The 15,195-nt window shown below is 42.3% G+C and carries 9 protein-coding genes; all 9 read left to right on the top strand.

Going from position 1 to position 15,195, the window contains the following annotated elements:
• Nucleotides 1–6 precede the first annotated feature (6 nt).
• The 9 genes from OCK74_RS24310 to OCK74_RS24270 all read left to right on the top strand — a co-directional run bounded on the left by OCK74_RS24310 (nt 7) and on the right by OCK74_RS24270 (nt 15,195).
• A complete protein-coding gene (locus tag OCK74_RS24310) occupies nt 7–2,670 on the top strand; it encodes a DUF7133 domain-containing protein (protein ID WP_279299706.1) in 2,664 nt (887 codons plus the stop codon).
• A 237-nt stretch (nt 2,671–2,907) separates the two neighbouring features.
• Nucleotides 2,908–4,683: a glycoside hydrolase family 43 protein gene (locus tag OCK74_RS24305; RefSeq protein WP_279299705.1), complete on the top strand. Its 1,776-nt coding sequence runs from the start codon at nt 2,908–2,910 to the stop codon at nt 4,681–4,683.
• Between the two features lie 99 nt (nt 4,684–4,782).
• Nucleotides 4,783–6,063 carry a family 8 glycosyl hydrolase gene (locus tag OCK74_RS24300; protein ID WP_279299704.1) on the top strand — a complete coding sequence of 427 codons (1,281 nt, stop codon included), beginning with the start codon at nt 4,783–4,785 and terminating at the stop codon, nt 6,061–6,063.
• A 54-nt stretch (nt 6,064–6,117) separates the two neighbouring features.
• A complete protein-coding gene (locus OCK74_RS24295; protein WP_279299703.1) occupies nt 6,118–7,701 on the top strand; it encodes a glycoside hydrolase family 43 protein in 1,584 nt (527 codons plus the stop codon).
• A gap of 56 nt (nt 7,702–7,757) precedes the next feature.
• On the top strand, nt 7,758–9,740 hold the full coding sequence (locus OCK74_RS24290; protein ID WP_279299702.1) for a glycoside hydrolase family 97 protein: 1,983 nt from the start codon (nt 7,758–7,760) through the stop codon (nt 9,738–9,740).
• Between the two features lie 64 nt (nt 9,741–9,804).
• Nucleotides 9,805–10,731, top strand: a complete 927-nt coding sequence (locus OCK74_RS24285; protein ID WP_279299701.1) for a sialate O-acetylesterase — start codon at nt 9,805–9,807, stop codon at nt 10,729–10,731.
• A 27-nt stretch (nt 10,732–10,758) separates the two neighbouring features.
• Complete coding sequence (locus tag OCK74_RS24280) at nt 10,759–11,862, top strand: endo-1,4-beta-xylanase (RefSeq protein WP_279299700.1); 1,104 nt, start codon at nt 10,759–10,761, stop codon at nt 11,860–11,862.
• Nucleotides 11,863–11,890: 28 nt separating this feature from the next.
• Nucleotides 11,891–14,443: a glycoside hydrolase family 9 protein gene (locus tag OCK74_RS24275; RefSeq protein WP_279299699.1), complete on the top strand. Its 2,553-nt coding sequence runs from the start codon at nt 11,891–11,893 to the stop codon at nt 14,441–14,443.
• Nucleotides 14,440–15,195 carry a family 43 glycosylhydrolase gene (locus OCK74_RS24270; RefSeq protein ID WP_279299698.1) on the top strand — a complete coding sequence of 252 codons (756 nt, stop codon included), beginning with the start codon at nt 14,440–14,442 and terminating at the stop codon, nt 15,193–15,195. The genes OCK74_RS24275 and OCK74_RS24270 overlap by 4 nt, the downstream gene beginning before the upstream one ends.

Here is a 15,195-nt window from a genome sequence, read left to right as displayed (position 1 = left end):
AATTTCATGAAAAAGTATATTTCTATTGCAGGTCTACTGTTCCTGTGTGTAATTATTTATAACTGTAGTGAACCGAAGTATACTGTTCAAAATAAAATGGGCACTCCTTACCCTATTCGATCTTTTGATTCTACACCTTCGGTTGACTATTTAAGCCCTGAAGAAAGTTTAAAAAAATTCAACCTGCCTCCTGGTTATCACCTGGAGCTGGTGGCCAGCGAACCCATGATCAAAGAGCCTGTTGCTATTGCATGGGATGGCAATGCAAGAATGTATGTAGCTGAAATGCTTACCTATATGCAGGATGCTGATGCTACAGGCGAGCAAAGACCTGTAAGCCGTGTATCTCTGCTTGAAGACACGGATAATGACGGCAAAATGGACAAAAGTTCTGTGTTTATTGACAGCTTGTTATTGCCCAGGATGATCTTATGTGTAAATAATGAGTTGTTGGTAAACGAAACCAATACCATCACCATCAATGCTTATAAAGACACAAATGGAGATGGAAAAGCAGATCAGAAAAGAACGGTATTTCAGAAAGATGATTATCGCTTGGGCGACGCCAACATGGAGCATCAGCGTAGCGGTCTTGACTGGAATATCGATAACTATATTTATATAACCTATGATGCTATTCGCTTCCGTTACAGAAACGGTATGTTGCAAACAGATTCCCTTCATTCCGGCCCAGGTGGGCAATGGGGTGTAACCCATGATGACTATGGCCGTCTGTTTCTTTCCAGTGCCGGTGGAGAAAATCCCATGGTGCGGGTGCAGATGAATCCTTCTTACGGAGCACTCGATATGCCAGACCAGGTAAGCAACGAATTTCAACAGGTATGGCCCATTATCGCTACTCCGGATGTACAGGGTGGTTTAATGCGTTTGCGGGCTGATAGTACGCTGAACCATTTTACGGGTGCTTGTGGACAGTCTATATACAGAGGAAATACCTTGCCGCAAGATATGGTGGGTGACTATATCGTTTGTGAGCCGGTGGCGAGAATTATCCGTTGTGCAAAAGTGATTAACCTGAAAGGAAAGATTACTGTACAAAATGCTTACTACCGCCAGGAGTTTATTGCGTCTACCGATATGAATTTCAGACCTGTGAATTCTTATACAGGTCCTGATGGCAACCTTTATATCGTGGATATGCACCGTGGTATTATTCAACAAGGCAACTGGACAAGACCCGGATCTTTTCTTCGTACGAAAATTGATGCAAAAGGCTTAGAAAAGAACGTGGGACATGGAAGGATCTATCGTCTGGTACATGATGGATATAAGCGGGGAGAGAATCCAAAAATGATGGATGAACCTGCTAGTAAATTGGTTACCTATTTGGATTATAAAAACGGATGGTGGAGAGATAATGCACAAAAGCAGATCATCATATTGAATGATAAATCAGTGGTGCCCACACTGAAACAAATTGTTCGTGGAGAGCAGGCAAGCCTGGCAGCAAAGCCTTCTCACCTGGCCCGCCTGCATGCCTTATGGACATTGGAAGGATTAGAGGCAATCGACAGGGATATTTTATATACTGCATTAAAAGACGAACATCCACAGATAAGAAAAGCTGCTATTATCATCAGCGAATCCTTTCTTAAAAAGAATGATGCTGACATGATTGCAAGGCTTTTTGAATTGAAGAACGACCTTTCGCATGATGTGCGTCTGCAGTTGTTCTTATCGTTTTATAGTATAAAACCTTCAAGAGGGGCATTGTTTCCTCAGGAGTTGCTGGCGGCAAATGAAACAAATGAAATCTTTGCTGCTGCGCAAAGATCAATGGATCGCAATGTGGATTTTAAAACCTACGGAAGCAGGCTGGCAAACATGCCTGCAGAGGAAAGAAAATTGATCTTGGCTGGTTCTGGCATATTTACTTCTCTTTGTGTTACATGTCATGGGCCCGGTGGCAAAGGACTTGCTGTTGCAGGCTCTAATGCACTGGCTGCACCGCCATTGATAGAATCCAAGAGAATAAACGGCGACAAAGCAAACATGGTAAAGATTATACTTCATGGTTTGCAAGGACCAATTGATGGAAAAGAATATCCCTCTGTGATGCCTTCGTTGGGAGCTAATACAGATGAATGGGTAGCATCGGTAGTGAACTACGTACGTTATGAATTTGGAAATGCAGGTCGCCGTTTCCGCAGGCCGGGCGATACCATCTCTCCATTTGTATCGTCTGCCGAAGTGGCCCGTATCAGAACCGCAACAGGATCCAGAACTGCACCATGGACATTGGAAGAACTGGAGAATGGAGCACAATCGACGACTACCGCAGCCATAACCACTAATAGTAGCGCTTCCAATACATCCGGTAAAACCTCTTCAAATAGTACCAACACTGGTACCAATAAAAAAGCGATGGTTAAAACCACTCCTCCTGCTGGCAAAAAATGGAACTTTGCTGATGTGCAACCGTTATTACAAAAGAATACTTGCCTTACCTGTCACAATCCAACGGCAAAATTGATCGGTCCATCATATAAGGAAATAGCAAAAAGAAAATATTCAGTAGCTCAAATAATACAACTCATTCAAAAACCAAAACCATCCAATTGGCCAGGCTATGCTGTAATGCCACCTATGGCACAAGTGGCTAAAGCGGAACTGACTAAAATTGCCGAATGGATTAAGTCACTGGAGTAAAGGTTAATAGTGTTAGTATAGTTTTGAAAATATAAATCCAAATGCCGATCACGGCATTAGCAAACATTTGTTCCATAAACTTCAACAAATGAAGCAGTATATGTATTATCCACAACTTAGTTTTGAAATTGACTACAGAGTATTCATGTCTCTGGCAATTATCACTAGGTTAGTGAGCTGTGAGGTGTAGTTGCCGGAATATTTCGTTAATTTATTTTAGGCTAACGATCCAATAAAATGAAAAATATATTTTCTTTTTTTTTGTTGCTTGTCGGGTTAATTAGTTTTGCTCAAAGCCATTTCGGCTTAAAACAACGGCAATTCATATTTCAGGGTAAGCGCCTTAAAATCAATATTTGTTTTCTGGCTATCCTCTTTTTTGTTTCATCTAATTTCATATATGCACAATCTATTACACTGGTAAATCCAATTCTGGCTGGTTTTTACCCTGATCCTAGTGTGGTTAAGGTGGGATCAGATTATTTTCTTGTCAACTCCACTTTTTCTTATTTCCCTGGTATACCTGTTTTCCATAGTAAAGACCTAAAGAACTGGAAACAGATCGGTAGTGTGATCAACAGGGCCTCTCAAATGAACTTTGTGGGGCAACGTATGACAAGAGGCTTGTTTGCTCCAGCTATCAGTTATCACAATGGCACATATTATGTAACCTGTACCAATATCGATCACAGGGGCAATTTCGTAGTCACAGCTAAAGATCCGGCTGGTCCCTGGAGTGATGCCGTGTGGTTACCTCAGGTTCGAGGAATTGATCCCTCTCTGTTCTTTGACGAAGAAAAGGCTTATATTATATACAATAGTGATGCTCCTGATTTTAAGCCACTGTATGAAGGCCACAGGACCATCAGGATGTATGAGTTTGATCCTGTAAATCTTAAGGTCGTTGGACAAGAAAAAATATTGGTAAATGGGGGAGTGGATATCAGCAAAAAACCTGTATGGATTGAGGGACCGCATATCATGAAAAGGAAAGATTGGTACTATCTGTATGCTGCTGAAGGGGGTACTTCTGTAAACCACTCGGAAGTTGTATTTAGAAGCAGATCGCCATGGGGGCCATACGTGCCTTATGAATATAATCCCATACTAACACAACGTGATCTGCCGGAAGACCGGAAGCACCCGGTTACATCGGCCGGCCACGCACAGTTTGTAGAGGGGCCGGATGGAAAAACCTATGCAATTTTTCTGGCAGTAAGGCCATATACAGGAGATTTCTACAATACGGGACGTGAAACCTTTATTGCGCCTGTTGAGTGGAAAGATGAATGGCCAATTGTTAATCCGGAACAAAAGGAAATACAGTATTCTTATGTTCGAAATTACAAGGAAATAAAGGCAAATAAAGTGCTGCCTCAGAGTGGTAATTTCGAATACAAACTGCAATTTGAAAAAGAGCTTGATCCTGCATTATTATTCTTAAGGAGTTGTGACAGCAATTCTTTTAGTTTGGATAAAGCCAATGGATTGACCTTGAAGTTAAAGCCAGAAACTATTATGGACTTGGGAAATCCAGCTTTTATAGGTAAACGCCAGCAGCACTTGCATTGTTCTGCTGAAACTGAACTCAATTTTTCAGCTGGTAATGATCTTGAAAAGGCTGGCCTGGTAATCTTTCAGGATGAAAAACACTTCTACTTTATCTGTAAGTCTAAAGATAATGATCGGGAAGTGGTACAGCTATTTAAAGGCAACACTAGTGGCAAAACAATGGATTTACTCGCTCAGGCTCCTTTGAGTGTTTCATCAAAAAAGGTTTTGCTTCGTATCAGGGCAGAAGGAGCGTATTACAGTTTCCATTTTGCCCAGCAGTCCAATGATTGGAAACAATTGAAAGATAAGGTAGATGCGAAGTTTTTAAGTACACATGAAGCAGGTGGATTTATCGGTTGTTGCTTTGGCCTGTATGCTACATCTTCAGGTGCATCCACTACAAATAAAGCTTTTTTTAAATGGCTTTGGTACAAGGGGGATGATCCCATGTATAAATAAACCGTTTTTCAAATTTACATTGTTAATGGAAGCATTTGGCCGCCATACATGAATATTTTGTACGTAATGCAACATAAAAAATTAAATTCCAAAATCATTATGCAGTGTTTGAAGTTCGGCTTCATGCTGATACTTGTAATTGTTTCTTTTAAACCTTACCCAGCATTTTGTCAAAATAAAAAGCAAGGTAATCAATTGACCAACAAAGCTGCGCCTGTTGCTTACCGGAATCTTTTCCATGAAGCAGGATACAGTCAGGCAGCTATTGATCAGAAAATAGCCAAAGCTTATTACGATATTTTTGAAGGTCCTAATCGTGTCTATTTCGAGGTAGGCGATTCCATGGGCTATGTCTCCGATCTAAAGAATCATGATGCCCGAACAGAGGGCCTTTCCTATGGCATGATGATAGCGGTACAGTTGAACAAGAAGGATGTCTTTGATCGAATCTGGAGATGGTCGAAAAAATACCTGCAGCACCAGGAGGGACCAAGGGAAGGGTATTTTGCCTGGAGTATCAATGTCAAAACCATGAAGAAGAACTCCGAAGGCTCTGCTTCAGATGGGGAATTGTACTACATTACCTCTCTTTTGTTTGCAGCCAACAGATGGGGAAATAATACAGGTATTCATTATTACAATGAGGCAAGAAGAATATTGGATGCCATGTGGAAAAAAGATGGTACCGGTGGCATTTACAACCTGATTAACACCCAGCATAAGCAAATCGCCTTTGTGCCGGAAGGAAGTGGTTACAACTGGACCGATCCTTCCTACCACCTGCCAGCTTTTTATGAGGTGTGGGCTATGTATGCAAAAGATGGGCATGAACAGTATTACAGGGCGTGTGCTGATACTTCCCGAGCCTTTTTACACCGGGCCTGCCATCCGGTAACCGGACTGAATGCGGATTATACGGAGTTCAGTGGTGCGCCACACCCTGCACCCTGGATGCCTGTAGGTTTTCGCTATGACTCCTGGAGGGTGCCCATGAATATAGCTATGGACTATGTTTGGTTTGGTAAGGATAAAACCTGGCAGGAAGAATATGCCCGTCGCTTTCAAAACTTCCTGAGATCCAAAGGAATCAATACATTCGAAGATCAGTTTAACCTGGATGGTTCCCGTCCCGATTCTATACTGCAAGCCGGCAGTGTAAAAAAGCTCAGACACTCGCTTGGTTTGGTCGCTACTGCTGCATCGGCTTCTCTTATCAACAAAGAAAAAAGTAGCTTGGATTTTGTGCATGCACTTTGGAACGCCAAATTGGAGCCCTATGAAGATGGGTACTTCGATCCTTATTATGATGGCTTATTGTATTTATTCAGCCTGATGCATTTATCCGGCAAATACCAGATTGTAGAACCACAAAAACATTAACATTTCAGAAAAAAATCCTTACTCAACCAAATAATGGTTGGTAAGATCAATAAGATGAAAAATATTTATGTAAGCATTATAGCGATAACTGCGTTTTTTCAATTCAATCATTCATTTGCGCAGGTAAAGCAGGCACAGAACCCCATAATTTTTGCCGATGTTCCAGATATGGCCATGCTCCGTGTGGGGGATACTTACTATATGAGCAGTACTACCATGCATATGAGTCCGGGTGTACCTATTATGAAATCCAAAGATCTTGTGAACTGGCAACTGGTAAATTATGCTTACGATACGTTGGCAAATGTTGATGAACTAAATCTTGATAATGGGAAAAGCACCTACGGAAGAGGCTCATGGGCTAGCAGCATACGCTACCATAACGGTACTTTCTATGTTTCCACCTTTGCCCAAACAACCGGCAAGACATATGTTTACTCTTCAAAGAATATAGAGAAAGGACCCTGGAATGTAGCCTCCTTCAGACCGAGTTTTCATGACCATTCCTTGTTTTTCGATGATGATGGCCGTGTGTATATGATCTACGGCGGAGGCAAACTACGGTTGGTTGAACTCAATGCCGATGCCTCTGGTGTAAAACCCGGCACTTCAGAACAGGTGATTATCGAAAATGCCAGTGCTCCCTCTGGTCCTAACATTGGATTGCCTGCCGAAGGATCCCAGCTATTTAAAGTGAATGGGAAATATTACCTTTTTAACATCACCTGGCCCAGAGGCGGTATGCGTACAGTGGTTGTACACAGGGCTGATAAAATTACCGGCCCCTATGAAGGTAGGGTTGTTTTGCAGGATTTAGGCGTCGCCCAGGGTGGACTTATTGACGCTCCTGATGGGAATTGGTATGCTTATTTGTTCCGTGATTTTGGTGCTGTAGGCCGTATTCCCTATCTCGTTCCCGTAAAATGGCAGGATGGCTGGCCTGTATTGGGTGTTGATGGTAAAGTGCCCCAAACGCTTAACCTTCCGGCTAGTAAAGGCTTAATACCAGGTATTGTAGCATCCGATGAATTTTCCCGTCGTAAAGGGGAGGCTGCACTGCCATTAATATGGCAGTGGAATCATAATCCTGACAACAAACTTTGGTCGGTTAGTGAAAGAAAAGGCTATTTGCGTTTGAGAACCGGACGGGTGGATACAGCTTTTCTATTGGCCAAAAATACATTAACGCAACGCACCATTGGACCGGTATGTTCTGGCAGTACTGCTCTTGATGTATCAAACATGAAAGACGGCGACTTTGCCGGGTTGTGCCTTTTACAAAAAAACTATGGTTTGGTGGGTGTTAAAGTAAACGGCAGCAGCAGAACTATAGTGATGATGAATGCAAGTACAGGAAAACCTATAGAAGTTCAAAGTGTGCCCATCACGCAAAAGACTGTTTACTTTAAAGCTGAGTGCAATTTCACCGATAAAAAAGACGTAGCTGATTTCTTTTATAGCCTTAATGGTCAATCATGGACGCCTATAGGCACTCAGCTTAAAATGGCTTATACCATTCCTCACTTCATGGGTTACCGGTTTGGCTTGTTTAACTATGCCACTAAAAACGTTGGCGGCTTTGTGGATTTCGATTTTTTCCATATCAACGATCAAATCCACCAGCAACAAAGGAAGTAAGGAAATTCCTTGATGTTGACTGGTTTATTAAAGTAAGTCAGCATTTAAAATGTAAAATGAATAAACGAATAAAAAAAACAATAAAGGAGCTGAAAATAATGAAGCAAATGGTTGTTCTGTTTATACTCTCTGTGTGCTATTTCTTTTGCCATGCACAGCCACAGAACTATATGATCACCAGCCCGGATGAAAAGATTGTTGTAACCTGTAATCCTAGACAAGCTCGCTACAACATATCGTATAATGGAGAAGTTGTACTTAAAGATTCAAGACTTGGATTGATCAGGGGTGATGAAGACTTTTCGCAAAATTTACAAGTTGTCAGAGCTTCTTCGCCTGAAATGATCAAAGACAATTACAATATTCTTACAGCAAAGAAGAAAAATATCACATATACTGCTATTAAAAGAATCATTGAAACGAAAACGGCTTCAGGCAAAAGAATGAATATTGTTTTTCAGGTATCCAATGATGGAGTGGTTTTCCGTTATGAGTTTCCCGAAAAATCTACTGATATAAAAAAAATAACGGCTGAAACCACCAGCTTTCATTTTAATGAGGGCACAAGGGCTTGGCTGCAACCTAAAACCGAAGCCCAAACAGGATTTGAACATACGAATCCCTCTTATGAAGCTCATTATATGATGGACATTGCAACAGGCACTCCATCTCCGTCAAAAAATGGATGGGTATACCCTGCCTTGTTTAAATACAATGATACATGGCTGCTCATAACCGAAGCGGCATTGGGAAGAACCTATTGCGGCACTGCATTACAAAAAGACGCTCCTGACAATGAATACAAAATTAATTTTCCTCAGTCGCCGGAAGTTTTTACTAATGGAAAAGCAACTTTAAATCCCGAATCCACCTTGCCCTGGAAAACACCCTGGAGAGTTATTGCGATAGGAGATTTAAAAACAATTGCGGAATCTACGTTGGGTACTGACCTTGCATTGCCTGCAAGGAAAATGGATGCATCCTTTATCAAACCGGGCAAATCATCATGGAGCTGGATTTTAAAAAAGGATGATTCGACTACCTACGGCGTGCAGAAAAGATACATCGATTTTGCCGCAGACATGAAATGGCAATACTGCCTCATTGATGCTGAATGGGATAAACGTATTGGCTACGATTCGGTTCAGCTGCTTGCAGATTATGCCAGAGGGAAAAATGTGGAGTTGTTGCTATGGTACAATTCGGCCGGAAGCTGGAATACGGTGAAGTTCACACCCAAAGACAAACTGCTGACCCATGAAAGCCGCATGAAGGAGTTTTCTCGATTGCAGGCCATGGGCATAAGAGGCATTAAGATCGACTTTTTTGGTGGCGATGGGCAGTCCATGATCAATTATTATTACGATATCCTGGAGGATGCGGCAGCCTATCATTTGCTGGTCAATTTTCATGGGACTACACTGCCTCGAGGTTTGCATAGAACCTTTCCTAACCTGATGACCACCGAAGCTGTATATGGTTATGAAATGATCACCTTTAGCCAGCAGGACGCAGAAAGGGCTCCGTCGCATTCGGTAATGTGCGCCATGGTGCGCAATGCATTTGACCCCATGGATTTTACCCCGATGAACCTTTATAGGATTCCACGTATAAAGCGGGCTACCACAGCAGCTTTTGAATTGGCTACTGCTGTTGTGTTTTTATCGGGTATTCAACATTATGCTGAAAGTCCCGACGGTATGACGTATATGCCGGAATACCTAAAAGATTTTTTAAGAAAGCTTCCCGACAACTGGGAAGATGTAAAATTTATTGATGGTTATCCAGGGCAGCATTATGTAGTGGCAAGAAAGAACGGCAACCGGTGGTATATAGCGGGCATCAATGGTGAAAACAAAGAAAAGCAACTTACGCTGGATGTGCCCTTTTTAAAAAATCGTAAGGGTGGTCTCATTGCCTCGGGTAATGCCAACGGCGACGAACCTTCATTTGAATGGAAGCATGTAGAGTTGCCGTCAACAGGTAAGATGAATATTACACTGATGGCAAATGATGGATTTGTTGCAGTATTTGAATAGAAAAAGAATAAAAAGCAGCAATCAGGATAAAGTGTATCATCCATTACTAATAAAAACGAACTATATGCGTGCCATCAAAAACAAAATGAAGTTCAAACGTAGCTTATTATTATTGGCAGGATTGCTCTGTTTTAGTGTAACCTCTTTTTCACAGGATCCCAACTTCTATATATTCCTGTGTTTCGGACAATCAAACATGGAGGGCAATGCAAAATTTGAACCGCAGGATACAACAGTGGATAACCGGTTCAAAGTGCTGGAGGCAGTGAATTGTCCCAACTTGGGCAGAGAAAAAGGCCTGTGGTACACGGCTGTTCCGCCTCTGTGCCGCTGTCGTACCGGGCTTACTCCGGCTGATTATTTTGGAAGAACATTGGTTGAAAATCTTCCAAAGAACATTAGGGTTGGCGTCATCAATGTTTCCATTGGCGGGTGCAAGATCGAGTTGTTCGATAAGGATAATTACCAATCTTATGTTTCCACCGCACCATCGTGGATGATTGGTATAATCAAGGAATACGATGGCAACCCATATGCTCGTCTGATAGAAATGGCAAAGCTTGCGCAGAAAGATGGTGTGATCAAGGGAATACTTTTACATCAGGGCGAATCAAATACGGGCGATTCCACATGGCCCAAGAAAGTAAAAGGGGTTTATGACAACCTGTTGCACGATTTAAACCTGAAGCCAAACGCAGTGCCTTTGCTGGCCGGTGAACTGGTCAGCGCCGACCAGGACGGCGCCTGTGCCAGCATGAACAAAATCATAGCCAGATTACCCCAAACCATTCCGAATGCCTATGTGATCTCGTCCAGCGGTTGCACAAAAACATCCGCCGACAGGCTCCATTTTGATGCAGCAGGCTATCGCGAGTTAGGAAAGCGTTACGGGATAAAAATGCTTTCATTATTAGGATATACCTCTAAGAAATCTGACTCTTCCTCTGAAAGTAAAAACGGTTTGAGTGTTCCATCGCATGATGTCAAATGAATAAATCTAAATAAAAAAATAACGCTTATGAAAAGATTAGGAAACATACTGATTGGCTTTTCAGGTATGTTATTATTTGGTTATTGCTCCAACAGCGGAAAAATAAGCCGGTCGACATTGAGTACTACCAAAGGATTAAAGGATCACTACAAAGGTTATTTTACGATGGGCGTCGCTGTTGCGCCCCGCTCGCTTCACGGAGAGGATTCGGCAGTGATTGTCAACCATTTCAATAGTCTGACTGCGGAAAACGCGATGAAAATGGAGCCAATTCATCCCAAGGAAAATGAATATTACTGGAAAGACGCCGACTCCATTGCTGCTTTTGCTAAAAAGCATGGAATGAAGTTGCGAGGGCACACATTGTGCTGGCATGCGCAGGCTCCGTCCTGGATGTTTAAAAATGAAAAAGGTGATACGGTGTCAAAGGCGGTATTGCTGCAAAGACTGAAGGAACATATAACAACGGTAGTGAACCGGTATAAAAATTATGTGTATGCCTGGGATGTGGTGAACGAAGCTATCGACGACAATAATTCAAATTACCTTAGAAACACAGCATGGTATCGGATCTGCGGTGAGGAGTTCATTGCAAAAGCCTTTGAATATGCACATGCTGCCGACCCGAAAGCTATTCTTTTTTACAATGACTACAATACCGAAATGCCTGGCAAACGCGATCGGATCTACCGCCTGGTAAAAAGTTTGAAAGATGCCGGGGTACCTATTCACGGTGTAGGCTTGCAGGGCCATTGGTCAGTCAACAATCCTCCAAAAGAAGAGCTGGAAAAATCCATTCAAATGTTTTCTTCACTTGGCTTACAGGTACAGGTAACTGAACTTGATGTATCGGTGTATGGTGGCCGCCAGGGTGGTCAGCTTATTCAGGGGCAACGTGACACGACTGCCACCTTTACTCCTGAAATGGAGCAACTGCAACGGGATAAATACAAAATGGTGTTTGATGTTTTCCGCCAACACAAAGACAAGATAACCGGTGTGACCTTCTGGAATGTCAGTGACCGCTATAGTTGGTTGGATGGAAGGGGTAGAAAAAATTATCCTTTGCTCTTTGATATGAATCGTCAACCCAAGAAAGCTTATTGGGATGTGGTGAGTTTTAATCAGTAATGCTTGTTGGCCTTTAAAATAAATAATAATGCAAACGAGGAATACTTTCAAAGGGGTATCAAAAGCTTTCAGTCTGGCTATTTGTTTAGTCCTGTTCGCAAATTTTTCTTTTGGTCAAAAGCTTCAGCTCAATGATTCAGGATATTTTGAAACCAGAGGTGTGAATGTATTGGTTTTCAATAGTCAGTACAACGGTATGTTCTTCGATGAAAAAACTGCCGGTATTGAAATGATTCATCATGGAGTAAGAACTGCTACCGGTGGTGCGGTAAGGCTGCAAAACACACCGGAACAGTGGGATCAGATACCGGAGTTGGTAAATCGCAAAGTGAATAAGGCCAGCAATAAAATTGAAGCAACTTTGCGTTATAAAGAATTTGACTTCAATTCAAGATTGGTAGTTACAGCAAAGGATAAAGGCATTGAAATCAGCGTTTATTTGGATCAACCCGTTCCCGAAAAACTGGTAGGCAGTGCCGGATTGAATCTTGAGTTTTTGCCCTCTGCTTATTTTGAAAAATCTTATCTCGCCGATGGCAAACCCGGTTATTTTCCATTGTATCCTTCAAGCGATATGAAGATTGAGCCGGGGAGTAAAAAAATACAACAGTTTGCCAATTTTACAACATTTGATGATCGGGGGAGGGGAGAATTCATTGTTCCGAAATCAATTGCTTCCGGTAAAACTATTGTGCTGGCGCCGGAAGATCCTGAGCATCAAATAAAAATTCAATCTGCTAATGATATCATGCTGTTTGACGGACGTAATCTGGGTCAGAACGGTTGGTTTATTGTTCGCAGTTTGTTGCCGGCAAACAAAACAGGCAGAGTACTATCCTGGTACCTTGAACCAAATGCGATCACTAATTGGAAACGTAAACCAGTGATTGGCTTTTCGCAGGTAGGATATAATTCCCACCAGGAGAAGGTTGCCGTTATTGAACTGGACAAAAATGATACACCTTTAAAAACGGCATCCCTTTTCCAAGTTACAGTCGAAGGGAATTCAATAGAAAAATTAAAAGGTAACGTAAAACTCTGGGGAAGATACCTGCGGTATAATTATTTGAAGTTTGATTTTAGTACTGTGAAAGATCCGGGGCTATATTATATTCAATATGGCAACCAGAAAACAAATACATTCTCTATTAAAGCCGGTGTATACAATGATAGCTGGCATCCAACACTGGATGTATGGTTTCCCGTGCAAATGGATCACATGCAGGTGAATGAAGCGTATCGCGTATGGCATGGCGCTCCTTTTCTGGATGATGCACTCCAGGCACCTGTCAATATTCCGTTCTTTGATGGTTACAGCATGGGAGCTTCCACGCAAACAAAATATAAACCGCTGGAACGTATACCCGGGCTGGATGTAGGCGGTTGGTTTGACGCGGGTGATTTTGATATCCAAACCGGCTCACATTGCAATGCCGTATCAAGCCTGGTAGATGCTTGGGAGCATTTCAGAATTGACCGAGATCAAACATTTGTTGATTATCCATCGCGTTATGTGGATATCCACCGACCTGATGGCAAACCGGATATGCTGCAACAAATAGAGCATGGCACATTGAACATGGTGGCACAGGTAAAAAATATCGGTCACCCCGTGCGGGGCATCATCGTTCCCAATCTGCATCAATACCATCATCTGGGCGACGCTTCCACTGAAACAGATAACCTTCCCTATAATTCCAATCTGAAGCCATACCATAGCGATGGCAGGTCGAGCGGTACTATGGATGACCGGTGGGCTTTTACAGAGCGCTCAACTTTTCTTGACTACTCAACTGCTGCTGCGTTGGCAGCAGCCAGCCGTGCATTAAAGGGCTATAACGATACCTTGTCTCAACAATGTTTGGCCTTTGCAAAGCAGCTATGGAATGAAAATGAAAACGGGACTGATACAACAAGATTTGCGACAAGGTTCGGTAGAAACCTGAAGATAGGTGCAGCATTGCAGCTTTATATCACCACAAAAGAAGAGCGCTACGAAGCAGCATTCAAGGAAGGTATTTGGGAATCACTCGACAGGAATGTTTCCTTTGGGATAAAGCTAGCGTTGCAGGCTTATCCTTACATGGATGAGGTGTATAAACAGAAATTGCACGATTATGTAGTAAAGTATAGAGCATTTTGTGATCAGTACGAAAAACAAAATCCGTTTGGCGTGCCGATTGCCTTGGGTGGATGGGGTGGCAGTGGGGGAGTGGTGAATTTTGCCACTACAAACTATTACGCCAATAAATATTTCCCCGATATTATTACGGCTGAATACGTGTACAGGGGCCTCAATTATATTTTTGGCTGTCATCCTTATTCCAATGTCTCGTTTGTTTCATCTGTAGGTACTGTTTCCAAAAAAATTACTTATGGAAACAATAGGGCCGATTTCAGTTTTATTGCAGGTGGCATTGTACCTGGCATACTGGTATTGAAACCAGATTTTCCCGAGAACAAAGAAGACTGGCCATTTTTCTGGGGTGAAAATGAAGTAACGGTGGGTGGTTGTGGTGACTATATTTTTCTTGCCGCTGCTGCTGCTGATTTAGCAAAAGGTAAAGAAAAAAAGTTATGAGATACGGTAAGTCATATTTAGTGCTCATTAGTTTAATTATTTTTTTGACGATCAGCACCTTTGCCCAAAATCCACTCATCCGGAATATGTATTCTGCTGATCCCTCTGCAAGAGTATTCGGAGACAGGGTATATATTTATCCTTCACATGATATTCTGGCCACACCCGGCAAAGGCCGTGTTGGCTGGTTTTGTATGGAAGATTATCACGTGTTTTCTTCAGTAAACTTAACCGACTGGACCGATCATGGCGTGATTGTAAGCCAGAACAAAGTGCCATGGGTAAGGCCTGACAGCTATAGTATGTGGGCGCCGGATTGTATATACAGAAACGGAAAATATTATTTCTATTTTCCAACTTCGCCTAAAGACACCATTACCCATGGAAGAGGATTTACGGTTGGCGTGGCTGTGGCTGATAAGCCCCAGGGCCCCTTTGTCCCTCAGCCAACACCCATTAAAAATGTCCGGGGCATTGATCCGAATGTGTTTATTGATAAGGACGGGCAGGCTTACCTATATTGGTCGCAGGGAAATATTTATTGCGCAAAGCTAAAAGAAAACATGTTGGAATTGGCTTCCGACCCTGTTATATTAAAAGAGCTCCCTGACAAAGGACTGAAAGAAGGTCCATACCTGTTTGAACGGAATGGGATTTATTATTTAACCTACCCGCATGTGGAGCATAAAATTGAAAGACTGGAATACGCCATTGTAATAATCCATTGGGGCCATTTAAAGTTACCGGTGTAA

Origin of the sequence: Paraflavisolibacter caeni (assembly GCF_025628885.1) — a bacterium.
Classification (GTDB): domain Bacteria; phylum Bacteroidota; class Bacteroidia; order Chitinophagales; family Chitinophagaceae; genus Flavisolibacter; species Flavisolibacter caeni.
This window is presented reverse-complemented; position numbering and strand designations above follow the sequence as displayed.